The 22,980-nt window shown below is 65.4% G+C and carries 18 protein-coding genes; 15 read left to right on the forward strand and 3 right to left on the reverse strand.

Going from position 1 to position 22,980, the window contains the following annotated elements:
• The first annotated feature begins 126 nt into the window (after positions 1 to 126).
• From HB675_RS24040 to HB675_RS24050, 3 genes are all read left to right on the forward strand, one after another.
• Positions 127 to 618, forward strand: coding sequence for an Lrp/AsnC family transcriptional regulator (locus HB675_RS24040; RefSeq protein ID WP_213881657.1), 492 nt, complete (start codon positions 127 to 129; stop codon positions 616 to 618).
• Between the two features lie 19 nt (positions 619 to 637).
• Complete coding sequence (locus tag HB675_RS24045) at positions 638 to 1,564, forward strand: glyoxylate/hydroxypyruvate reductase A (protein ID WP_213881658.1); 927 nt, start codon at positions 638 to 640, stop codon at positions 1,562 to 1,564.
• 140 nt (positions 1,565 to 1,704) lie between these two features.
• Complete coding sequence (locus HB675_RS24050; protein WP_213881659.1) at positions 1,705 to 2,172, forward strand: hypothetical protein; 468 nt, start codon at positions 1,705 to 1,707, stop codon at positions 2,170 to 2,172.
• Positions 2,173 to 2,336: 164 nt separating this feature from the next.
• On the opposite strand, the gene HB675_RS24055 is transcribed toward HB675_RS24050, so the two are convergent.
• Positions 2,337 to 3,191, reverse strand: a complete 855-nt coding sequence (locus tag HB675_RS24055) for a GNAT family N-acetyltransferase (protein WP_213881660.1) — start codon at positions 3,189 to 3,191, stop codon at positions 2,337 to 2,339.
• Positions 3,192 to 3,435: 244 nt separating this feature from the next.
• On the opposite strand from HB675_RS24055, the gene HB675_RS24060 reads away from it, so the two are divergent.
• From HB675_RS24060 to HB675_RS24115, 12 genes are all read left to right on the forward strand, one after another.
• Positions 3,436 to 4,914 (forward strand): aldehyde dehydrogenase family protein, encoded by a 1,479-nt coding sequence (locus HB675_RS24060; RefSeq protein ID WP_213881661.1) that lies wholly within the window; start codon positions 3,436 to 3,438, stop codon positions 4,912 to 4,914.
• Positions 4,915 to 4,936: 22 nt separating this feature from the next.
• The gene (locus HB675_RS24065; RefSeq protein ID WP_213881662.1) at positions 4,937 to 6,988 is read left to right on the forward strand and encodes a hydantoinase/oxoprolinase family protein; all 2,052 of its coding nucleotides are present in this window, start codon (positions 4,937 to 4,939) and stop codon (positions 6,986 to 6,988) included.
• 3 nt (positions 6,989 to 6,991) lie between these two features.
• Complete coding sequence (locus tag HB675_RS24070; RefSeq protein ID WP_213881663.1) at positions 6,992 to 8,980, forward strand: hydantoinase B/oxoprolinase family protein; 1,989 nt, start codon at positions 6,992 to 6,994, stop codon at positions 8,978 to 8,980.
• Positions 8,981 to 9,235: 255 nt separating this feature from the next.
• Positions 9,236 to 9,904 carry a haloacid dehalogenase type II gene (locus HB675_RS24075; RefSeq protein WP_213881664.1) on the forward strand — a complete coding sequence of 223 codons (669 nt, stop codon included), beginning with the start codon at positions 9,236 to 9,238 and terminating at the stop codon, positions 9,902 to 9,904.
• Between the two features lie 27 nt (positions 9,905 to 9,931).
• Positions 9,932 to 11,209 carry an FAD-binding oxidoreductase gene (locus tag HB675_RS24080; RefSeq protein WP_213881665.1) on the forward strand — a complete coding sequence of 426 codons (1,278 nt, stop codon included), beginning with the start codon at positions 9,932 to 9,934 and terminating at the stop codon, positions 11,207 to 11,209.
• A gap of 71 nt (positions 11,210 to 11,280) precedes the next feature.
• A complete protein-coding gene (locus tag HB675_RS24085) occupies positions 11,281 to 12,915 on the forward strand; it encodes an ABC transporter substrate-binding protein (RefSeq protein WP_213881666.1) in 1,635 nt (544 codons plus the stop codon).
• A gap of 91 nt (positions 12,916 to 13,006) precedes the next feature.
• Positions 13,007 to 13,963: an ABC transporter permease gene (locus HB675_RS24090; protein ID WP_213881667.1), complete on the forward strand. Its 957-nt coding sequence runs from the start codon at positions 13,007 to 13,009 to the stop codon at positions 13,961 to 13,963.
• A gap of 125 nt (positions 13,964 to 14,088) precedes the next feature.
• Positions 14,089 to 14,883: an ABC transporter permease gene (locus HB675_RS24095; RefSeq protein WP_213881699.1), complete on the forward strand. Its 795-nt coding sequence runs from the start codon at positions 14,089 to 14,091 to the stop codon at positions 14,881 to 14,883.
• Positions 14,884 to 16,728 carry an ABC transporter ATP-binding protein gene (locus HB675_RS24100; RefSeq protein ID WP_213881668.1) on the forward strand — a complete coding sequence of 615 codons (1,845 nt, stop codon included), beginning with the start codon at positions 14,884 to 14,886 and terminating at the stop codon, positions 16,726 to 16,728. It begins immediately after the preceding gene.
• Positions 16,725 to 17,027, forward strand: coding sequence for a (2Fe-2S)-binding protein (locus HB675_RS24105; protein ID WP_213881669.1), 303 nt, complete (start codon positions 16,725 to 16,727; stop codon positions 17,025 to 17,027). The genes HB675_RS24100 and HB675_RS24105 overlap by 4 nt, the downstream gene beginning before the upstream one ends.
• Positions 17,015 to 18,424, forward strand: coding sequence for an FAD/NAD(P)-binding oxidoreductase (locus tag HB675_RS24110; protein ID WP_213881670.1), 1,410 nt, complete (start codon positions 17,015 to 17,017; stop codon positions 18,422 to 18,424). Before HB675_RS24105 ends, HB675_RS24110 begins: the two co-directional genes overlap by 13 nt.
• Positions 18,421 to 19,575 (forward strand): FAD-binding oxidoreductase, encoded by a 1,155-nt coding sequence (locus tag HB675_RS24115; protein ID WP_213881671.1) that lies wholly within the window; start codon positions 18,421 to 18,423, stop codon positions 19,573 to 19,575. The genes HB675_RS24110 and HB675_RS24115 overlap by 4 nt, the downstream gene beginning before the upstream one ends.
• Positions 19,576 to 19,680: 105 nt before the next feature.
• Here the strand turns inward: HB675_RS24115 and treA are convergent, their stop codons facing one another.
• Positions 19,681 to 21,303 carry an alpha,alpha-trehalase TreA gene (treA, locus tag HB675_RS24120; protein WP_213881672.1) on the reverse strand — a complete coding sequence of 541 codons (1,623 nt, stop codon included), beginning with the start codon at positions 21,301 to 21,303 and terminating at the stop codon, positions 19,681 to 19,683.
• A gap of 124 nt (positions 21,304 to 21,427) precedes the next feature.
• Entirely contained in the window at positions 21,428 to 22,834 is a 1,407-nt protein-coding gene (locus HB675_RS24125; RefSeq protein WP_213881673.1) for an MFS transporter, read from the reverse strand.
• Between the last annotated feature and the right edge of the window lie 146 nt (positions 22,835 to 22,980).

Here is a 22,980-nt window from a genome sequence, read left to right on the forward strand (position 1 = left end):
GGCGCCCTGAAAAGACGCAGTGGACGTGGGGGCATACCGCCTGTTCACCCGCCAGCAAGCGCAATGACGGCACTGGCTCGGGAGTTGCAGAGACAAGCTATTCGCAAGCATCTCGAGGGTTTATCGATGGACGCCACCGCCAAACTGGATCGGATCGACATCAACATTCTGGTGCAATTGCAAAAAGACGGGCGCATGACCAACGTCAGCCTTGCCGAAGCCGTTGGCCTGTCCCCCAGCCCCTGCCTGCAACGGGTCAAGCGCCTGGAAGCGGCGGGCTACATCAGCGGCTACGAGGCCCACGTGGACCTGGCCAAGTTTGCCAACTCCGTGACGGTGTTCACCGAGGTCACGCTGTCGGACCACAAGCGCGCCGACTTCGTGAAGTTCGAGAACTACATCCGCGGCATCGACGAGGTGCTCGAATGCCACTTGATCAGCGGCGGCTATGACTACCTGGTGCGCTTTCTGGCCAGCAGCATCCAGCACTATCAGGAGTTGATGGAAAGCATTCTGGACCGCAACATCGGCATCGAAAAATATTTCAGCTACATCGTGATCAAATCGCCGGTGATGAAAAACACCGTGCCGTTGCGCAGCCTGCTCAAGGCTGTCTGACCCTCAAGGAAAGCCGTTCATGACCCTGCTCTACAAGGCCGACACCTCGCGAGGCTTGGCCTGGCAGGCGTTGTTTGCGCAACACGCCCCGGACATCGAAGTGCGCCTGTGGCCCGACGTCGGTGACCCGGCCGACATTCGCTACCTGTTCGCCTGGCAACCGCCAGAGCAACTGCAGGACTATCTGCCCAGCCTCGAAGTGGTGTTTGCCACTTCGGCCGGCATCGACCAATTCGACCTCGCCGCCTTGCCGCCACAGATCCCGGTGGTGCGCATGCTCGACCCCGGCATCCCCCGAGCCATCGTCGAATACACCACGTTTGCCGTACTCGCACTGCACCGGGATATGCCGTTGTTCCTGCATCAACAACAGCGTCGCTTGTGGCAGACCACCCCATCCAGGCCGGCCACCGAGCGCCGGGTGGGCGTAATGGGGTTGGGCAACCTGGGCCGCGCCGTGCTGGAGCATTTGCAACCGTACGACTTTACGCTGCGTGGCTGGGCGCGCTCGGCGCAAACCATCCCCGGCGTCGAATGCTTTGCCGGTGCCGAGCAGTTGCACGAGTTCCTCGGCGGCTGCGACATCCTGATCTGCCTGCTGCCTCTCACCGCCGACACCCGGCATATCCTCGCTGGCGAAGCCTTCGCGGCCTTGCCCGAGGGCGCCGCCTTGATCAACCTGGGCCGTGGTGGCCACGTCAACGAAACCGACCTGCTGTCCGCCCTGGACAGCGGCCACCTGCGCCACGCCGTGCTGGATGTACTGGAACAGGAACCGCCACCGCCAGCGCATCCGTTCTGGCAACACCCGAAGGTCTGGCTGACCCCTCATTGCGGCGCGGTGACGTTGCCGCAGACTGCCTTCACCGTGTTGTTGGAGAATATCCGGCGGTTCCAGCGCGGCGAGGCCATGGTTGGCCTGGTGGATCGAATCCGGGGCTACTGAAGAGCGGCGCTGAAAAAGCATATCCGGCTTTTTTCTCCGGCAATTCAGCATCATTGGCGCAGGCCGCTGTGATCAGATAACAGCTGGATCAGATAGCAGCTACCTGAGCTTCAGTGGACTGACGAGACTCTCGAGCGCCGATGAAAATCAATCAGTATCGAGCCCTGGGCTTTTCCTGCTACGGCACCTTGATGGACCGCCAGCGTGGGGTGCTCTATGAAGACGTGCCGGGCGCCATGCAGTACCTGAGCAAGTTCTACCGACTGGTGGTACTGCTGCCCGCCGATGCCGACAGCAGCGAGGCCCTGACCGCGCAGTTGCCGGTGGCGTTCGACGCCCAGGTCACCTACCACCACGAAGACCGCCGCGCGGCCCTGCGCGACACGCTGGAGGCCGTCGGCCTGCGCCGCGAGGAACTGTTGCCAGTGCGCAGCACCGACATGGATGACCCCTGGGGAGAGCTGGTGGATTTTCCGATTTGCACCTTGCGCCGCGATCAGTCACGGCCCAGGCAACGGCCGGAGCCTCCGAGCAAGGGGGGACGGTGCGAGTATGCGAGCCTGGCGGACCTGGTGTTGGCGCATCAGGATGCATTGCGGGCGGTATGAAACGTTGCGCGGCAATGCCACAGGTTGACCTTGACTGCGCATCACCGCGAAGGACCGTCGAACCGAGTGGCCTGCATCGCTGGCAAGCCCTGCTCCCACGGGGTGCAGGGCCAGCCGAGGCTCTTGCAGGCAACCCTGGAATCGCCCACAAGCCGCAAACGCGTTTACCCCAAGGCCTGCGTCACCACCCCGAACTGCTTGACTCCAACCGTTCCTGCCGGCGCTCGCCCGCGGGCCATCTGCACCGGTTCACCCACATTGACCAGCCCCAACGCAGACAGCCACGGGCTCAAGCCACTGTCCAGGGTCACGTCCAGCCGCACAAAACGTCCGGCGCAGTACCCCAGCAGGCTTTCGATCAAGTCATGGGCGTGGGCAGGGTCCCGGGCAATCACCGGTCCGATCATCATCCCGCGGCCGAAGGAACGCAAAATAGCCAATCCAGTCAGCTCGCCCTCGGCTTCAGTGACATGCACCCGCTCGCTGATCGCCAGTAACTCGGCCAGCACCGCGTCACGCTTGAAGCCACTGGCCGTTTCGGCCAGCGCCACGGCGGCATCGATTTCATCATCGCGCAGCCCACGAACGTACGGGTGAGCCGGCGCCTCATAGTCGCCAGCGAGCACCGCATGATGCTGCACCAACTGCCCGCACGCCACGAACCCCAACTTCTCGTACAGCGGCGCGCCCTCCGCGGTGGCGGTCAAGGTTGCAACGGCGTCGCCACTCAAGGCCAGCGCCGCATTCATCAGCTGACGCCCCAGCCCACGCCCTTGATACTCATCGGCGATGATGACCAGGCCGATGGTGCTCCAACCTCCCTGCACGCAGCAGAACGCGGTGCCGATCACCCGCCCGCCCTCCTCGAAAACCACCCCGTGGGAAAGCCGCAGCATCATCTGCCAGTCCTCCAGCCGGTGCGGCCAGGAAAGCTTTTGCGAGAGCGCATAAGCCTCGGGCAGATCGGCTTCGGTCATGGGTCGCAGCAGCAGCGATTCGGCGGCAATCGGGGTAGCCATTGGGTCGTCTCCGAGAGGATTTGACGCCTACTCTGGCATTCTCGGGCAGGGATCGCCAGCACCGTAGCCAGCCACTTGAGCCGATCAATCCGGCGGCAAACCGGCGTTTTGCACCCTTTCAGCAGATAGCACCGAGGCCACCGCCAAAAGCGAATTTTGTGCCTTGCACAGAGCCCGGACTCAGCAGCACATGCCGCAAAAATATTTCTAGCATGGTGCCTGATATTTTTTCCGGGAGCCTTCCATGACTTCGTTCGACCCCCAGAGCGTGCCGGTGCGTTGCGCGCACTTCATCGGCGGCCAGTACCGCGACGGCGCCCCACGCCTGGACATCACCCGCCCCTCCGACGGCCAGGTCTACGCCGGCCTGCCGGTGGCCGACGCCGACCTGGTGGACGAGATCGTCGAGAACGCCTGGAACGCCTTCAAGACCAGTGACTGGCGCAGCCGCCCACCCCGCGAACGCGCGCGGGTCATGCGCCGCTGGGCCGACCTGATCGAGGCCGACACAGCCATTCTCGCGCCCCTGGAAGCGGTGGGCTCGACCCGCCCCATTGGCGAATGCCTGAGCTTTGACGTGCCCTTCGCTGCCGAGGGCGTGCGCTTTTTCGCCGAGTTCGCCGACAAGGTCGGTGGTGAAGTGGCGAGCACCGCCAGCGATCACCTGGGCATGCAGATCAGCGAACCCTACGGCGTGATCGCCGCCATCGCGCCGTGGAATTTCCCGCTGAACATGGCCTGCTGGAAGATCGCCCCGGCCCTGGCAGCCGGCAATGCGGTGGTGCTCAAACCGTCGGAAATGACCCCGTTTTCCTGCCTGCGCATGGCTGAACTGGCGGTGCAGGCCGGCCTGCCGCCAGGCATCTTCAACGTTGTGCAAGGGGACGGACGCACCACCGGCGACGCCCTGTGCCGCCATCCGAAGGTGGCCAAGGTGACCTTTACCGGCTCCACCGCGACCGGCGCCTCGATCATGTCCGCCTGCGCCCTTACCGGCCCCAAACCGGTGACCCTGGAACTGGGCGGAAAAAGCCCGCAACTGGTGTTCGCCGACGCCCCGGACCTGATCCGCACCGCCCGCAGCATCGCCCGCGCCATCACCGGCAACGCCGGCCAGGTCTGCGTCAGCGGTTCGCGGTTGATCGTCCAGCGCGCGGCCTATGAGCCGCTGGTGGCCGAGATCCAGCGCGCCTTCGCACTGTTGCAGCCAGGTCGCACCTGGGACAGCCACACCAGCCTCGCTCCGATCATCAGCGCCACCCAATTGCAGCGCATCGGCGGCATCGTCGAGCGCGCCCAGGCGGCTGGCGCCGAGGTGCTCTGCGGTGGCGGCACCGACCCTCGGCTGGAGGGCGGCTGCTTCTATCAGCCGACCCTGCTGGGCAACGTCGATGCCCGCAACCCCGCCGTGCTGGAAGAGATCTTCGGCCCGGTGCTGACCGTGCAGGTGTTCGACGACGAGGAAGAAGGCCTGGCCCTGGCCGACCACCCGGTCTACGGCCTGGCCGCCGGTGTGCACACCGCCGACCTGGGCCGTGCCCTGCGTGCCGTGCGCCGGCTGGAAGCCGGCACCGTGTGGGTCAACCGTTACGGGCGCAGCGCCGACTGGATCATCCCCACCGGCGGCTACAAGCGCTCCGGCATCGGCAAGGACCTGGGCCGCGCGGCCTATGAAGCCAATCTGCGCTTCAAGAGCGTGCTGATCGACATCGGCCAGCACTGAACATCATTCGAGGAGTTGAACCATGGCACTGCGCATAGGCGTGGACATCGGCGGGTCGTTCACCGACTTCGCCGTGCTGGACGATGAACGAGGCACGCTGCGCACCCTCAAGGTGTTCTCGCGCCCGGACAGCCCCGGCAGTGAAGTACTACAAGGCATGCAAGGGCTGGCCGAGCGCTACGGCATCGACCCCCGCGAGGTGGTGCACTTCACCCACGGCACCACCGTGGGGGTCAATGCGGTGGTACAGATGAAGGGCGTGCGCCTGGGCCTGATCACCACCCGTCATTTTGAAGACGTGCTGGACATCGCCCGCCTGAAAATGCCCGACATGTACCACCTGATGTCGCGCCGCGCGCCGGCCCTGGTGCCCAGGGACCGGGTGTTCGGCGTTGACGGTCGTCTCGATGCCGAGGGCCAGGAACTGACCGCCATCGACGCCTCCAGCGTGCTCGACGCGGTCGCGGGCCTGCGCGCCAGCGGCTGCGAGGGGGTGGTGATTTCCCTGCTGCACAGCTACCGCAACCCGGCCCACGAGCATCAGGTCAAGGCGCTGATCGAGCACGCCATGCCGGGCTTCTTCGTCTCCTGTTCGGCGGATGTGTGGCCGATCATCCGCGAGTACGAACGCACCCTCACCGCCGTCATCAGCGGCTACGTGCAGCCCAAGGTGGCCCATTACCTGGGCTCCCTGCAAGAGGCGCTGCGCGAAGCCGGGGTGCCGGCCGAGCTCAAGGTGACCAAGTCCAATGGCGGCATCATGAGTGCCGAAGCGGGCAAGTCCGAGTGCGTGCAGATGATCCTCTCCGGCACCGCCTCGGGGGTGATCGGTGCGGCTTACATCGCGCAGCTGTGCAACCTGCGCAACTGCATGAGCCTGGACATCGGCGGCACCACCGCCGACGTCGCCCTGATCGTCGATGGCCAGCCGCAATACGCCACCGGCGAGTACATCGGTGAATACCAGATCCACATCCCTTCGGTGTCGGTGTCCTCCATCGGTGACGGCGGCGGCTCGATCGCCTGGGTGGATGATTTCGGTGTGCTCAAGGTCGGGCCGATGAGCGCCGGCTCCACTCCTGGGCCGGTATGCTATGGCCGCGGTGGCACCCAGCCGACCATCACTGATGCCTTCGCCGCCCTCGGCGTGCTGGGTCAGGCCGAATTGGGCTACAACGCGGTCACCGTGGACGTGGCCGCTGCCTGCGCGGCCATCGAACCCTTGGCCAAGGCCTTGGGCAGCGACGTACTGCGCACTGCCGAAGCCATCATCCATGTCTCGGTTTCCGGCATGTACAGCGGCGTCAGCCGCATCGTCTCGCGTTTTGGCATCGACCCGCGCACCTTTGCCCTGCTGCCCTTCGGCGGTGCCGGCCCCATGCTGGCCTGCCACCTGGCCCGGGCCTTGAACATGCATGAAGTGGTGGTGCCGACCACACCCGGCGTGCTCAGCGCCCTGGGTGGCTTGATCGCCGACACCCGCAATGACTTCGTCAAGACCACCTACTATGACCTTGGCCCGGCCAACCTCAGCCGCCTGGGCGCCGACCTCGAACAGCTGGAAAGCCAGGCGCGCAGCTGGATCATCAACGAGACCGGCGACGCCGACAGCGCCCGGGTGCAGGTGTCCGCCGAAATGCGCTACAAGGGCCAGTCGTTCGAGATCGACACCCCGGTGGACCCCGCGGCCCTGCGGCGCGGCGACCTGGTGGCCTTTGCCGCCGCCTTCCATCAGGAACACACGCGCCTCTACGGCCACAGCGACCCCGCCGCCGCCGTGCAAGTGGTGTCCCTGCGCCTGGTGATCAGTGCCGACACCCCCAAGCCGCGCCTGCAAACCATCGCCGTGGGCGAAGGTGAACCGGCAATCACCCGGCACATCCGCGTCTGGCTCGACGCCGCCTGGCACGACGCACCGCTGTACCGCCGTCAGGACCTGCTGGCCGGCCATCGCTTCCAAGGCCCGGCGGTGATTGCCCAGGACGACACCACCACCTGCGTGCTCCCCGGCTTCAGCGGCCGCGTGGACGAATACGGCACCCTTATCCTCAGCCACTTGCCCCAGGAGGCCTGAGCCATGGCCATCGACAAGACCACCTTGCAGATCTTCGCCAATTATTGCAGCGCCGCCGCCGAAAGCATGGCCTACACCCTGGTGCGCACTGCCCATTCGACCTTCGTCAAGGAGACTGAAGATTTCTCCTGCGCCATCCTCACCCCGGACGGCCAGACCTTCGCCTCGCCCAAGACCCTGGGTGCGACCTGGTACACGGGGCTGGACTACAAAGGCGTGCTGGAGCTGATCGACGACTATCAGCCCGGCGACATCTGCATGACCAACGATCCCTACAGCGGTTACGTGGCCACTCACTCGCCGGACATCGTCATGTGGATGCCGCTGTTCGAGGACGGCCGGCTGATCTGTTTCGTCGCCGGGCACATCCACAACACCGACATGGGCGGCGCCGTACCGGCCTCGCTGTCGCGCACCCTGACCGAGATCCATCAGGAAGGCATCCGCTTCCCGCCGTGCAAGCTGGTCAGCCAGGGCACGCTCGACGAAAGCCTGCTGCACCTGATGGCCATCAACGTCCGTGCCCCCGAGCAGAACCGTGGCGACATCCAGGCGCAGATCGGCATGCTGATGACCGGCGAGCGGCGGGTGCGAGAGATGATCGCGCATTTCGGTTTGGCCACCTTCGAATCGGGCATGCATGCCCTGCTCGACTACGCTGAGCAACAGGCACGCACGCTGGTCCGGGCCATGCCCGACGGCGAGTATTTCTTTGCCGAATACGCCGATGAAGACAGCGTCAACGGCAAGCCCCTGAGGGTGGCGCTGAACCTGTGCATCCAGGGTGATTCGCTGGTGCTCGACTACACCGGCAGCGACCCGCAACTGGCGTCGTCCTTGAACATTCCCACCGGCGGCCACGAGCGCCATGCGCTGATGCTGGTGGGGCTCAATTACGTGCTGTACACCCTGTCCCCCGACATTCTGCTCAACGCCGGGGTGTACCGCATGGTGCGCTGCATCCTGCCGCCGGGCAGCGTGGTCAATGCCCAGGCACCGGCCGCCGTGGGCATGCGCAGCCTGACCTGCAAGCTGACCCACATGCTCACCTTCGGCGCCTTTTCCCAGGCCCTGCCCGACCGTCTGCCAGCCTGCTCGGCCGGCGGCCTGGCGATCATGAACGTCAAGACCCTGGGCCGTGACGGCCGCCAGATCATGGCCTCCATCGGCCCGGTGGGCGGTGGCGCCGGCGGCATGGCCGACAGCGACGGCACTGATGCATCGGGGGCCAACAATGCCTTCCTGCGCAACACCCCGGTAGAAATCAACGAAGCCGAAGTGCCGATCCTGATCCGCCGCTACTGCCTGGCGCCGGGTTCGGGCGGCGCCGGTAAATACCGCGGTGGCCTGGGGCTGGTGATGGAGTTCCAAGTGTTCTCGCCGGGCTCCCTGGTGACCGCGCGCAACCGTGACCGCAGCCGCTTCGCCTCTTGGGGCGTGCTGGGCGGCAACGCCGGGGCCAATGCGCTGTTCACCCGCAACCCGGACACGGACAAGGCCGAAGTGCTGGGCAACACCGATCTGGTGAACTGCGCACCCGGGGATGTGATTCGTCTGGTGGGGGCAGGTGCCGGGGGCTACGGCGACCCGTTCGAGCGTGCCCCGGAGCGGGTGCTGCGCGACGTGCGCTGCGGCTATGTTTCACTGCCCCAGGCCCGGGAAGATTACGGCGTGGCCATCGTCGACGGGCAAGTGGATGTGCCCGCCACCGCGACCCTGCGCGAGGTGCCCCGTGCGTTGGCGTCCGGGCACTTCAACTATGGGCCTTACCGCACCGCCTTTGAGTTGGTCTGGACGCGGGAGCGCTACGCTGCGTTGACCGAATGCCTGGCCAGCGTGCCGGTGAACTGGCGGTTTTTTCTCAAGCATCGGATGTTCGAGGCGCTGCAGGCAAGGTTACTGGAGGCGCCGGCAGAAAATGCCGGGCGGACGTTGATCAAGGGATTGTTTGCCCGCGAGTGTGCGGCGTTTCCGGAGTTGGTGGGAGGGTAGATTTTTCGCAGTAAAGGCGCATGGCGGGGTTCCGCATTCTGGCCGTCATGCGCATGGCGGCCACATCGAACCCACAAAAAGGACCCTGTCCTCCCCCACCGCAAACAATGCCGCCGCCCCCCCTCAAAACAGCGCTTTATGTTTCCCAACCCGCCCTTTAAACGCCATCTGCCAAGGCACCGGTGGTGTAATCATCTCAAGCCCTTGAGTGCCTGCATCACCTCTTTGACAGTGACTATGGAACAGGAAACCGCTATGACCATCGTGCGTCCCAAATACATCACCTTCGACTGCTACGGCACGCTGACCAATTTTCAGATGGGCCCGATCGCCCGCAAGATGTTTGCCGATCGTGTGCCGGCCGAGTTGATGGATCAGTTCGTCAAGGACTTCAACGGCTACCGCTTCGACGAAGTGCTGGGTGCCTGGCAGCCTTATGACCAGGTCATCAAGTCGGCGCTGGAACGCACCTGCAAGCGCTGGGGCATTGCCTACAACGATGCCGAAGGCCAGGTCTATTACGACGCTGTGCCGACCTGGGGGCCCCATGCCGACGTGACCGCCGGCCTGGCCAAGATCGCCGACAAGATCCCGCTGGTGATCTACTCCAACGCCTCCGACAGCCAGATCATGTCCAACGTCGACAAGCTGGGCGTGCCGTTCCACAAAGTCTTCACCGCCGAACAGGGTCAGGCCTACAAACCGCGCCTGGCGGCTTTCGAATACATGCTCGACAACCTCGGCTGCGGCCCGGAAGACGTGCTGCATGTGTCCTCCAGCTTTCGCTACGACCTGATCCCGGCCGACTACATGAACATCACCCACAAGGTGTTCGTCAACCGCGGTCACGAGCCGAGCACGCCGCATTACAAGAACACCGAAATCAAAGACATCGGCGGCCTCGCCGCAGTGGTCGGTCTCTAAGTCCCGCAGCCCTTCGAGGAACACGCCATGGCATCCGAATCCTTCTGGCTGGACACCGCTCCGCCCTTTACCGGCGCCGCGCAAGGCCCGGTCCAGGGGTTGGTGGATGTGGTGGTGGTCGGCGCCGGGTTCACCGGGTTGTCGGCGGCCTTGAGCCTGGCCCAACGCAACGCCGAGGTGGTGGTGCTCGAAGCCGGCCGGATTGTCGGCGAAGCGTCCGGGCGCAACGGTGGGCACTGCAACACCGGGGTGGCCCACGACTACGCCGGGCTGGTGAAGACCCAGGGTCGCGAGGCGGCGCGGGGTTTCTATCAGGCCTACGCCCAGGCGGTGCAGACCGTGCAGACCGTGATCAGCGAGCAGGCCATCGATTGCGATTTTCGCCAGACCGGCAAGCTGAAGCTGGCCGCCAAGGCCATGCACTATGAAGGCCTGGCGCGCTCCTGCGAACTGATTGCCCGGGACGTGGACCCCGACGTGCGCCTGATCGACGCCAAGGACATCGGCGGCGAAATCGGCGCCGAGGGTTTTTTCGGCGGCATGCTCTCGCAACAGGGCGCCCAGATGCACATGGGCAAGTTTGGCGTGGGCCTGGGCCAAGCGGCGGTGCGCGCCGGCGCCCAGGTCTACGAGCAGGCGGCAGTGACCGCCATCACTCGCCTGCCCAGCGGCAACTACCTGATCACCTGCGCCCGTGGCGTGATCGAAGCGCGGCAGGTGCTGCTGGCCTCGGGCGGTTCGATGAAAGGGCCGTTTCCGTGGTTCCGTCGACGCATCGCGCCGGTGGGTAGCTTCATCATTGCCACCGAGCCGCTGGAGACCCACGTGCTCGATGCGCTGTTGCCAAACCGCCGCACCTACGTGACCAGTCGCATCGTCGGCAACTACTTCCGCACCACGGTGGACAATCGCCTGGTGTTCGGCGGCCGGGCGCGTTTTGCCATGTCCAACCCGCGCTCGGACGCCAAGAGCGGCGAGGTGCTGCGCGCGTCCCTGCACAGTATGTTCCCGACCTTGCGCGGCGCGAAGATCGATTACTGCTGGGGCGGCATCGTCGACATGACCGCCGACCGCCTGCCCCGTGCGGGGGAGCAGGACGGGGTGTTCTACGCCATGGGCTACAGCGGCCATGGCGTACAGATGGCCGTGCACATGGGTCGCGTCATGGCCGATGTGATGGCCGGCAAGGCAGAGGCCAATCCCTGGCGCGCGCTGGATTGGCCGGCGATTCCCGGGCACTTCGGCAAGCCTTGGTTCTTGCCCGTGGTGGGCGCCTGGTACAAGTGGCAGGACCGCCGGGCCTGAGTTGCAACACCAGGCCCGGCAAAAAAAATAACCCTTCGGCAAGCGGTTCAACCTACTTCGAGAGTGTGGAAATGAGCGATAGCAAAGACAGTTCATTGATCGGTGCCGAACAGAGTGCAGGGGTCTTCGAGGCGCTCAACCGGGGTATGTCCCGCCGTGATGCGATGCGCCTTTTGGGCGGCGCCGGCCTGATGGCCTCGGGTGTCGGCAGCCTGCTGGGCAGCGCAGGCTCGGTGTTCGCCGCCGATGCGCCCGCGGCCGCAACGCCCAAGCGCGGTGGCAAGATCCGGGTGGCGTCCACCTCCACCTCCACCGCCGACACCCTCGACCCGGCCCGTGGCGCCCATTCCACCGACTACGCTCGCCACAATATTTTCTACAACGGCCTCACTGCGTTCGACACCAAGCTGATCCCGCAGATGGCCCTGGCGCTGTCCTTCGACACTAACGACGCCCAGGTGTGGACGGTAAAACTGCGCAAGGACGTGACCTTCCACGACGGCAAGCCGTTCACCTCCGCCGACGTGGTCTATTCGCTGCTGCGCCACAAGGACCCGATCACCGGCTCCAAGGTCAAGCCGCTGGCCGACCAGTTCGCCGAGGTCAAGGCCACCGCGCCGAACGAAGTGCAGATCAGCCTGACCTCACCCAACACCGAGTTGCCGGCGGTACTGGCGATCTCGCATTTCCTGATCATTCCCGACGGCACCAAGGCGTTCGACACCGCCAACGGCACCGGCCCGTTCAAGTGCGCCGAGTTCAAACCCGGCGTGCGCACTCTGGCCGTGCGCAATGACCACTACTTCAAGCCCGGCAAGCCGTACCTGGACGAGATCGAGCTGATCGGCATCGGCGACGAGCCGTCGCGGGTCAACGCACTGCTGGCCGGCGACGTGCAGCTGATCAACTCGGTCAACCCGCGCTCGGCCAAGCAGGTCGAGGCCAGCAGCGTGGCGAAAATCCAGTCGACCAACACCGGCACCTACACCAACCTGATCATGCGGTTGCCCCAGGCGCCATTCAACGACCCCAATGTGGTCGAGGCCATGAAGCTGCTGTTCGACCGCGAACAGATCCTCAAGTCGGTGTTTCTCGGCTACGGCGTGATCGGCAACGACCAACCGATCATGCCCGGTAGCCCCTACTACTTCGAGGGCCTGCCGCAACGAGCCTACGACCCGGAAAAGGCCAAGTTCCTGCTGGCCAAGGCCGGACTTGCCGGAGCCCGCCTGCCCATCGTCACCTCCTCGTCGCCCGACGGCGCCAACGAGATGGCCGTGGTGGTGCAACAGGCTGCCAAGCTGGCCGGCCTGAATCTGAACGTCAACCGGGTCTCGGCGGACGGCTACTGGGACACCCACTGGATGAAAGACCCGCTGGGTTTTGGCAGCGTCAACGCCCGGCCTACGGCCAACATCCTGCTGTCGCAGTTCTTCAAGTCGGATGCGGCGTGGAACGAATCGGGCTGGAAGAACGATCAGTTCGACCAGCTGCTGGTGCAATCGCGAGCCGAGCGGGACGAGGCCAAGCGCAAGCAGATGTACGCCGACATGCAGACCTTGATCCACGACCACAGCGGCATCAGCCTGCCGATGTTCGTCAGCACCATTGATGGGTACTCGAGCAAGTTGATGGGCTATGAGTCGATCCCTATTGGCGGCTTCATGGGGTATTCGTTTGCCGAATATGTGTGGCTCGACGCTTGAGGACGCCATCGCGGGCAACCGCTACGGCCGCCGTAGCGGTTGCCCGCGATGAGGCCGCCTGCCTGACCACACATCAACTAGAGGACCACGCATGAACGCCAGGACTCTATCCTTTATCGCCCAGCGCATCGGCGGCATCGCGCTGACGCTGCTGATCGTGTCGCTGATGGTGTTTTTCGTCACCGCCCTGCTCCCTGGTGACGCCGCGCAGCAATCGCTCGGCCAGTTCGCCACCCCCGAGCAACTGACCGCCCTGCGTGAGCAGATGGGCCTGAATCGCCCAGCCCTGGTGCGCTACCTGAGCTGGCTGAGCGGCTTGCTCCATGGCGACATGGGCCTGTCCCTGTCCAGCCAGACCCCCATCACCCAACTGATCAGTGGCCGGCTGGCCAGCTCCATGACGCTGGGCGCGGTCACCGCAGCCATCTCCGTTCCCCTGGCCTTGATCATCGGCATCGTCTCGGCCATGTACCGGGGCAGCGCCCTGGACCGGGGCCTCAATGTAGTGACCATGACGACTGTGGCGATCCCCGAGTTTCTCATCGCCACCCTGGCCGTGCTGATCTTTGCGGTCAAACTCAAATGGGTGCCGGCGCTGATCTTCGCCCATGACGTCTCCACGCCCTGGCAGTTCATCCGCGCCTACACCTTGCCGGTGGCCACCCTGTGCTGCGTGATCACCGCGCAGATGGCGCGCATGACCCGCGCCGCGCTGGTGGACCAGCTGGGCAAGCCCTACATCGAAATGGCCCGCCTCAAGGGCGTGCGCCCGGTGCGGCTAGTGCTGACCCACGCACTGCCCAACACCGTCGGCCCCATCGCCAACGCCATCGCCGTCAGCGTCTCCTACCTGGTAGGCGGCGCGGTGATCGTCGAAACCATCTTCAACTACCCCGGCCTGGCCCAGTTGATGGTGGACGGCGTGGCCAACCGCGACATGCCGCTGATCCAGGCGTGCTCGATGCTGTTCTGCACCGCCTACCTGATCCTGCTGATCATCGCCGACGTCTGCGGCGTTCTGTCCAATCCGAAACTGAGAACCCAATGAGCAAATTACTGGCTACTCAGCAACGTCCCGAACCGCCTGCGACGCTGCACCCCAGTGCCGTGCAGGCACCTGAAGCGAGCCTCGAAGCAGTGCCGCCGCCGGCCCTGAAAAAGCGCCCGCGACGCATGTGGAGCGCACTGATCGGCGGTACTCTGGTGCTGTTCTGGTTGTTCATCGCGATATTCGGCAGCTGGATTTCGCCCTACGACCCCAGCGCCATGATTTCCCCGGACATCTTCGCCCCACCCAGCGCCAAATTCTGGCTGGGTACCGACTACCTGGGCCGCGACATGCTCAGCCGCATCCTCGACGGCGCGCGCTACTCGGTGGGCCTGGCGCTGGCCTCGACGGTGTTCTCCTGCCTGTTCGGCATCGCCCTGGCCTTGCTGGCGGTGTTGTCCAACCGCTGGATCGAGGAAGCCCTGAGCCGGGTGATCGACGCGCTGATCTCCATGCCCAGCAAGATGCTGGCGCTGGTGATGGTCTCGGTGTTCGGCTCTTCGGTACCGCTGCTGATCACCATGGCAGTCATCGCCTACACCCCCGGCTGCTACCGTATCGCCCGCAGCCTGGCGCTGAACATCGCGCAGATGGAATACGTGCAAGTGGCGCGCAGCCGTGGCGAAGGTCGCTGGTACATCGCCACGGTGGAGATGCTGCCGAACATGGTCGGGCCGTTGCTGACCGACTTCGGCATGCGTTTCGTGTTTTGCGTGCTGCTGCTCAGTGGCATGAGCTTCCTGGGCCTGGGCGTGCAATTGCCCGCCGCCGACCTCGGTTCGCTGGTACGCGAGAACATCTCGGCCTTGAGCCAGGGCTCGCTGGCGATCATCGTCCCGGCCGTGGCCATCGGCACCCTGACCATCGGTGTGAACGTGCTGATCGACAGCTTTTCCGCCCGTAGACGCGCAGGTTTCTGAATGAACGCACTGGTTGAAGTCAAAGGCCTGCGGGTGGTCGCCAAGGCGGCCGACGGCGGCGAAAACGAAATCGTCAAGGGCGTGGATTTCAGCCTCGGCCAAGGCGAAGTCCTGGCGCTGATCGGTGAGTCCGGCTCGGGCAAGACCACCATTGCCCTTTCCTTGCTGGGCTATGCCCGGGAAGGCTGTCGCCTGAGCGGTGGTTCAGTGCGTGTGGGGCAGACGCAGGTGCTGGGCCTGAGCGCCCAGCAGTTGCACCGCTTTCGCGGGCGCCATGTTGCCTACATCGCCCAAAGCGCGGCGGCGGCGTTCAACCCGTCCAAGCGCCTGATGGACCAAGTGATCGAGCCGGCCCTGATACATGGCCTGCTCAGTCGCCGCGAAGCGCAGCAACGTGCCGTGGAACTGTTCGTCGCCCTGGCCCTGCCCGACCCCGAGCGCATCGGTCGGCGTTACCCCCATCAGGTCTCCGGCGGGCAATTGCAGCGGGTGATGGCGGCCATGGCGCTGATCACCGACCCGCAGCTGGTGATCCTCGACGAGCCCACCACGGCCCTCGACGTCACCACCCAGATCGAAGTACTGCGCACCTTCAAGCAGGTGATGAAGGAACGCGGCATCAGCGCCGTGTATGTCTCCCACGACCTGGCAGTGGTGGCGCAGATGGCCGACCACATCCTCGTGCTCAAGGCCGGCGCCGTGCGCGAGCACCGCAGTACCGAGGCGCTGCTGATCGCTCCCAGCGACAGCTACACCCGCCAGCTGCTGCAGGCGGCACGCCCCGACATGCCGGACCTGACCCCCTTCGTCACCCCGCCTCGGCCGGCCCTCTTGCAGGTGCGCAACCTGGTGGCCGGCTACGGCGCGCCGGACCACCTGGGCCTGCCGTCAATCCGGGTGCTGGACGACATCAACATCAACCTCTACACCGGGCAGTCCATCGGCATCATCGGCGAATCCGGCTCGGGCAAATCGACCCTGGCCCGGGCCATCGCCGGCCTGCTGTCGCCAGCACGGGGCAAGCTGGTGTTCGACGGCGCGACCTTGCCGGGGGCCATGGCCGACCGCACGCCGGAACAGTTTCGGCGCATCCAGCTGGTGCACCAAAACGCCGACACGGCGCTGAACCCGGCCCACAGCGTGGCGCAGATACTCTGCCGGCCATTGAAGATCTACCACGGCATGAACCGCGCGCAGCAGCAGCAACGGCTCGCGCAACTGCTGGACCTGGTGCAATTGCCCCAGGCCTTGGCCCAGCGTTACCCCAGCGAGCTCTCGGGTGGGCAGAAGCAACGGGTCAACCTCGCCCGCGCGCTGGCCGCCGACCCGGCCGTGGTGCTCTGCGACGAGGTGACCTCGGCCCTGGACACCGTGGTCGGGGCCGCCATCATTGAGTTGCTCAAGCAATTGCGTCGGGAACTGGGACTGTCATACCTGTTCATCAGCCACGATATTTCCACAGTCAAGGCGCTGTGCGATGAAGTGGTGGTGCTGTACGCCGGGCATCAGGTGGAGACCGGCAACCGTCAGACCCTCAGCCAGCAGCCGCTGCACCCCTACACCGACCTGCTGACCCGCTCCGTACCGCAGCTGCGCCGTCATTGGCTGGAAGAACAACCGCCCGCGGGCTCGGCCCTTGCGCCCATCGCCAACCTCGACCGCCACCCGGAGCTGTGCACTTTCCTGAGCCGCTGCCCGGTGCGCATCGCCGGGGTCTGCGATGCCACGGCGCCGTCGCTCAAGCGCCTGGCCCAGGGCAATGAAATCCTCTGCCACCACCGCGCCGAAGACCTGATCCGCCTGCAATCCATCCCCCACGCCATGCCTTGTGGAGAAGCCGTATGACCCCCCGTTTCCAGCGCCTGGACGAGACTGAGCGTGCGCCTGTGCGCCTCAAGGTCGATGGCCAGGCCATTGATGCACTCGACGGTGACACCTTGATGGTTGCCTTGCTGACAAACACCCGCAGCCTGCGCCAGTCGGAGTTCGACGACAGCAGCCGGGCCGGTTTCTGCCTGATGGGCGCCTGCCAGGATTGCTGGGTATGGACCGCCGACGGCGAACGCCTGCGCGCCTGTGGTACGCCGGTCAGCGAAGGCCTGAATGTGCTGACCCGTCCTCCGGAGGCGCCATGGAACCTGTGACGCGAGACTCGAACACACCGCGCATTGTCATTGTCGGCGCCGGCCCTGCGGGCACCCGCTGCGCCGAGGTGCTGGTGGCTCAGGGGCACAGGCCTATCCTGCTGGATGAAAACAGCCGTGACGGCGGGCAGATCTACCGGCGCCAACCGGTAGGTTTCAGGCGCTCTTACGCCACGCTGTACGGCACCGAAGCGGCCAAGGCCCAGGCCTTGCATCAGACCTTCGACCGCTTGCGCGGGCAGCTGGACTACCGCCCGGACACCCTGGTCTGGGGCATGGATCAGCACGTCTTGTTCACCCAGCGCCACGGCGAGCAGCGCGAAGTGCCGTTCGATCGCCTGATCCTGTGCACCGGCGCGACCGACCGGCTGTTGCCGGTCGAGGGCTGGCAGTGGGCCGGGACCTACTCCTTGGGCGGCGCGCAAATCGCCCTCAAGGCCCAGTCGGTGGCCATCGGCCGGCGCGTGGTGTTCATGGGCACCGGCCCGCTGCTTTATCTGGTGGCCGCGCAGTATGTCAAAGCCGGGGCGCAGGTGGCGGCGGTGCTCGACACCTCGACCCTGAGCCAGCGCTTCGCCGCGCTGCCGAAAATGCTCGCCCGGCCGGGTGTGCTGTTCAACGGGCTGGGGCTGATGAACGCACTGCGTCGAGCGAAGGTCGCGGTGCACACCGGTGTACGCCCGCTGGAAATCCATGGCAACGCGACTGACGGTGTACAGGGCGTGTCCTTTTCCGACAGCAGTGGCCAGACCCGGCGGCTGGAATGCGACGCCGTGGCCCTGGGGTATCACCTGCGTCCGGAAACCCAGCTGGCGGACCTGGCCCGCTGCGCCTTCGAATTCGAATCCGCCAGCGGCCAGTTCGTGCTGCAACTGGACGCCGATGGCCGTACCTCCAGCCGGGGCGTCTATGCCGCTGGAGACAGCGCCCGTACCCGTGGCGCCGATGCCGCCGAAGCGGCCGGGCGACTGGTGGCGGCGACGGTGCTGCATGATGTGGGACAACCCCTGAGCGGCGATTTTGCCGAGCAGCAGCGCACGGCCCTGGCCACCCTTGAACGCTTTCGCCTGGGTCTGGCCCAGGCCTTTCCCTGGCCGGCCGAACACGCCGCCCAGCTGGACGACAGCACCATCATCTGTCGCTGCGAAGCCATCACCGCCGGCGAGTTGCGCGAGGTGGTGCGGGTCAAAAGCGCCTGCGAAGCCAATCGCGCCAAAGCCTTCAGCCGCGTGGGCATGGGCCGCTGCCAGGGACGTTATTGCGCCCAGGCCGGCGCCCAGATCATCGCCAGCGAGGCCGGCATCGCCGTGCAGGAGGTCGGCCGCCTGCGCGGCCAGGCGCCGGTACGCCCGCTGACCATTGCCTTGCGCGCCCTTCCCGACGAGGCACTGTCATGAGCCCGGACATTATCATCATCGGCGGCGGCATCATGGGCACCGCCAGTGCGTTCTTTCTCAACCAGCGCGGCCAGCGAGTGCTGCTGCTCGAGCGCGGCCTGGTGGGCCAGCACGCCAGCGGCACCAACTTCGGCAACGTACGCCGCCAGGGCCGCTACCTGCCGCAACTGGCCTTGGCCAACCGCTCGCGGGCCTTGTGGGGTCGCTTGCCGGAACTGATCGGCGATGACCTGGAATTTTTGCCCACCGGGCACATCCGTGTGTGCTATCGCCCCGAGGAGCTGCAAGGATTACAGGACTATGCCAACGCGCCCGAGGCGCGCGAGCTGGGTTTGCGCATCTATCAAGGCACGGGCATGCGCCGGCGTTATCCGTGGCTGGGGCCCGAGGTGCTGGCGGCCTCTCACGCGCCATTCGATGGCCACGCCAATCCCCGCCTGGCCGCACCGGCCTTTGCCCGCGCCGCCCGGCGCAACGGCGTGGACCTGCGCGAGAACGTGGAAATCACCCGCATCGACAAGGTCGGCAGCGGGTTCGAAGTGCACAGCACCGCCGGCGAAGTGTTCACCGCTCCCCAGGTATTGGTCACCGCCGGGGCCTGGGGCGGCAAGCTCTCCAGCCAGTTCGGCGAGCCGGTGCCGATGCTCACCCGTGGCCCGCAGATGGCCGTGACCGAGCCGTTGCCCTACGTGTTCAAGGAAGTGGTGGGGGTGTCGTCGAAAGTCAACGACGAGGTGATCTATTTCCGCCAGATTCCCCGGGGCAACGTGATCTTCGGTGGCTGCTACCGCACCCTGCCGGACTTGGACAGCCTGCGCTCGGCCGCCGCGCCCCAGGCACTGCCCTTGCAGATGGAGCGCCTGCGCCGCCTGGCCCCGGCGCTGGCGCGGGCCCATGTGATCCGCACCTGGAGCGGTGTGGAAGGTTATGTGGAAGATGACCGCCCGATCATGGGCCGCAGCAGTCAAGTGGAGGGCTTGTTCTATGCGTTCGGCTTCAGCGGACACGGCTTTCAGCTGGGGCCGGGGGTGGGGGATGTGATGGCCGAACTGATCGCCACGGGGGCGACCGGCACGCCTATCGAGCCGTTTGATATCGGACGGTTTCAGACGGTATCGGTCGGGCGAGCCAGCGAAGCGGCAGGCCAATGAACCCATCCTTGCAGGACCGAGCTGGCTCGGGAACCCGACACCGCGCTGCGACAGGCAGTTAGCGGTACCCGAGCGAGCTCGGCCCTACAGGGTCTGCGGATCGCTCTACTTCCCGGCGGTATAGTCCGCCGAATACTTCTGCATCAGCTTCAGGGTCACGGCATTGGTCCAGCCAAAGCCATCCTGCAGCTCGTACTCACCGCCGCCACCGCCCTGCCCCTTGCCGGACAGGTCATATTTTTCCACCAGCTTGGACTGCTGGTTGTACAAGGTTTCGACCTGAGTCAAGAAGCGCGTGCCGATCTGCGCCGCCAGGCCGTTCTCGCCGTAACGGCTCAAGCCCTGTACCGCGACCCATTGCAGCGGTGCCCAACCGTTGGGTTGGTCCCATTGCTGGCCGTTTTCCACCTGGGTGGTGGCCAGGCCGCCCGGTTCCAGCAGGCCGGTGCGCACCGCCTGGGCCGTGGCCGTGGCATGAGCGGCGGAGGCTTCCCCGGTGTACAGCGGGAACAACGCCGCTGCAGTCAACGCCGGACGCTGCTGGTTCAGGCGCCAGTCGTAATCGACGTAGTGACCGTCGGCGGCATCCCACAGGTGGGTTTCGATCGCCAGTTGGCGCTGATCCGCGCGCTGCCCGTAACTCTGGCTGCATTGCGCATGGCCGGTGGTCTGGCAGGCCTTGGCGATGGTTTTTTCCAGGTGGAACATCAGGCTGTTGAGGTCCACTGGCGCGATGGCCGTGGTGCGGATGCTGGCCAGATTGTGCGGGTCGCCCATCCAGCGCGAACTGAAGTCCCAGCCGCTTTCGCCACCAGCGCGCAGGTCACGCCAGACTTCCTCTTTGGGCCGGTTCGGCGCCTGCTTGGCGGTGTTGACGTCCTGCAGCCAGGACTCTTCGCGCGGCGTGGCGCTGGCGTCCCAATAGCGGTTCAAGACACTGCCGTCAGGCAAGCGCACCACGTGCTTGACCGCGTCGCCGGGCTTGAGGGTGTTGACCCCGTCCATCCAGTACGCGTACTCCTTCTGCAACTCGGGCAGGTAGCGGCCGTAGGCCTGGTCGCCCTCGATGCGCGCTTCCAGGTCCACCATGTAGGCGAAGAACGGCGGCTGCGAGCGGCTCAGGTAATAGGTGCGGTTGCCGTTGGGGATGTGCCCGTAGGTGTCGATCATGTAGGCGAAGTTGTCGACCATTTGCCGCACCTGGACCTTGTCGCCGCTCTGCTCCAGGCCCAGCATGGTGAAGTACGAGTCCCAGTAGTACATTTCCCGGAAACGCCCGCCCGGCACCACATAGGGATTGGGCAAGGGCAGCATGCTGCTGTATTGCGGCACTGAGGGATAACTGCGGCTGAGTACCGGCCAGAGTTTGTCGATGTGTTCCTTGATCGGCGCACCCGCTTGCGGTGCAGGAGTTTCGGCTTCGCCGGAGCCGATGAAATTGGCGGCGACGAAGGCCTTCAGGTCAAAGCCGGGGCGGTCGCGCTGGGTGATGTAATCGGCGCGGATCATGGCCGGATCACGCTTGGGCAAGGCGTCGACGAAGTGCTTCTGGTCGGTGAAAACCTGGCCGCTCTGCACGGCTTCGAACAGCTCCGGGTAAGCCTCGGCAGGCGCCAGGGCCTGGCGTCCGGCGACGCCGCTGGTCCCCCACATGGCTTTGGGTTGGCTGGAACACGCGGCTACCAACAGGGCAGCGCAGGTCAGGCTGGTCAAGTGCAAAGCGCGCATAGGGCGGCCTCCTGGTCGGTTCAATGGCAACCTCCAAGTGACTGCCCTGCGCGCGCACCGGTTCAGTTGCACTGCCCCGTCGTGCCCAGGTTTCATGAAACGTCACGAACCTGAAGATAATCGTTCAGGCGGTCACTCCGGCCTGCGCCCGCGCCCGCTCCTCCTCGGCGCTGAGCACCGCCCCCGAGCCCACCGCGTCGGCCAGATCGGTAAGACTGCGGCCACGGGTTTCCACCGACAGCAGCGTGCCGATCAAGGTCAAGGTCGCCAGCACCATGGTGTACAGCCCCAGTACCCAGAACGCGCCACCGGTGATGCCCACGAGGAAGATCCCCAACACCGGCGCCAGCCCGCCGGAGAGCATCGCCCCGACTTCCCGGGACAAAGCCACCCCCGAGTAGCGATAGCGGTTGCCGTAGAGTTCGGAGAAGTGCGCGCATTGCGAGCCCAGCATGCTGTTGGCGCCGATGGCGAAGCCGCCAAAGATCGCCAGCGACACCAGCCACGGGTTACCGTTGTCGATCATCCACCAGGCCGGCAGCGCCCAGAGCAAGGTGAAGATGGCGCCAGCGCGGTACACCACCAGCCGCCCGACCCGATCTGACAAGGCGCCGAACAGCGGTGTGGTCAGCACACTGGCGACGCTGGCGAGCAACACCGCATTGGTGCCGATGGTGCCAAAATTGGCCCCACTGGCCGCGCCCTGCTTTACAGCAAAGCCGGTCAGAAAGGCGATCGCCACGTTGGTGTAGAGGGTTGAGCAGCCCTGCTCGGCCAGGCGCATCAAGCAGGTCGCCAACAGTGGCCGACGGGCATTGCGCAGCACCGCGCGCATGGGCCTCTGGATGACGTGCCTGGATTCGGCCAACTGCTTGAAGACCGGGCTTTCCTTGAGGTTCAGGCGCATCCACAAGGCCATGACGATCAGCACGATGCTGCCCAGAAACGGCAGTCGCCAGCCCCAGGCGAGAATCTCCTCCTGAGTCAGCAGCGCCTGCATGACGCGAAACGTCACGGTGGCCAGGGCCAGCCCGGTGAAGATGCCAACAAAGGGCAGTGCCGCGTAGAAACCCCGGCGCTTGGGTGGCGCCAGCTCGGCCATCAAGGTCGCCGCCCCGGTTTGTTCGGCGCCGGCGCCGAAACCTTGCAGCAGCCGCAGCAGCACCAGCAACACCGCGCCGACGCCGCCGGTGGGCAGCAACCCGATCAGGGTCGTGGCCAGGCCCATCAGGCCGACGGTCAGCAGGAGCACCAGCTTGCGCCCCTTGCGATCTCCCAGCGAGCCGAAGAACAGTCCGCCAAAGGGCCGCGCGAGAAAGCCCGCGCCGTAGGTGGCGAAGCTGGCCAGCAACGCCCCGGTGGTGCCAAGAGTGGGGAAGAACAGCTTGCCGAAGACCAGCGCCGAGGCCAGTCCATAGAGGGCGAAATCGTAGTATTCCAAGGCGCTGCCGACCGCGCCGGTGAAAATGGCACGGCGCAACTGCTTCGGATCCGGCGCCAATGCGGCCGTCTCTCCGGTGTTCGGATTCATGAGGAGCCTCGCTATTATTTTTATAGGGCGGTGTGGCGGAAAAGCCTTCTCACGCTAGAACGGGAGGACGATAAGCGCCAATGAAGAATTGGCAGGGTTTGATAACCAGGGGTTATCAGGGATTGGCGCGCGAGTCATCGCGGTTT

The sequence above is a fragment of the Pseudomonas sp. dw_358 genome (assembly GCF_018449655.1).
Taxonomy (GTDB): Bacteria; Pseudomonadota; Gammaproteobacteria; order Pseudomonadales; family Pseudomonadaceae; genus Aquipseudomonas.

Coding starts and splice junctions, on each gene's coding strand:
- HB675_RS24040 (WP_213881657.1), top strand. CDS start 127: ATGGACGCCACCGCCAAACTGGATCGGATCGACATCAACATTCTGGTG.
- HB675_RS24045 (WP_213881658.1), top strand. CDS start 638: ATGACCCTGCTCTACAAGGCCGACACCTCGCGAGGCTTGGCCTGGCAG.
- HB675_RS24050 (WP_213881659.1), top strand. CDS start 1,705: ATGAAAATCAATCAGTATCGAGCCCTGGGCTTTTCCTGCTACGGCACC.
- HB675_RS24055 (WP_213881660.1), bottom strand. CDS start 3,191: ATGGCTACCCCGATTGCCGCCGAATCGCTGCTGCTGCGACCCATGACC.
- HB675_RS24060 (WP_213881661.1), top strand. CDS start 3,436: ATGACTTCGTTCGACCCCCAGAGCGTGCCGGTGCGTTGCGCGCACTTC.
- HB675_RS24065 (WP_213881662.1), top strand. CDS start 4,937: ATGGCACTGCGCATAGGCGTGGACATCGGCGGGTCGTTCACCGACTTC.
- HB675_RS24070 (WP_213881663.1), top strand. CDS start 6,992: ATGGCCATCGACAAGACCACCTTGCAGATCTTCGCCAATTATTGCAGC.
- HB675_RS24075 (WP_213881664.1), top strand. CDS start 9,236: ATGACCATCGTGCGTCCCAAATACATCACCTTCGACTGCTACGGCACG.
- HB675_RS24080 (WP_213881665.1), top strand. CDS start 9,932: ATGGCATCCGAATCCTTCTGGCTGGACACCGCTCCGCCCTTTACCGGC.
- HB675_RS24085 (WP_213881666.1), top strand. CDS start 11,281: ATGAGCGATAGCAAAGACAGTTCATTGATCGGTGCCGAACAGAGTGCA.
- HB675_RS24090 (WP_213881667.1), top strand. CDS start 13,007: ATGAACGCCAGGACTCTATCCTTTATCGCCCAGCGCATCGGCGGCATC.
- HB675_RS24095 (WP_213881699.1), top strand. CDS start 14,089: ATGTGGAGCGCACTGATCGGCGGTACTCTGGTGCTGTTCTGGTTGTTC.
- HB675_RS24100 (WP_213881668.1), top strand. CDS start 14,884: ATGAACGCACTGGTTGAAGTCAAAGGCCTGCGGGTGGTCGCCAAGGCG.
- HB675_RS24105 (WP_213881669.1), top strand. CDS start 16,725: ATGACCCCCCGTTTCCAGCGCCTGGACGAGACTGAGCGTGCGCCTGTG.
- HB675_RS24110 (WP_213881670.1), top strand. CDS start 17,015: ATGGAACCTGTGACGCGAGACTCGAACACACCGCGCATTGTCATTGTC.
- HB675_RS24115 (WP_213881671.1), top strand. CDS start 18,421: ATGAGCCCGGACATTATCATCATCGGCGGCGGCATCATGGGCACCGCC.
- treA (WP_213881672.1), bottom strand. CDS start 21,303: ATGCGCGCTTTGCACTTGACCAGCCTGACCTGCGCTGCCCTGTTGGTA.
- HB675_RS24125 (WP_213881673.1), bottom strand. CDS start 22,834: ATGAATCCGAACACCGGAGAGACGGCCGCATTGGCGCCGGATCCGAAG.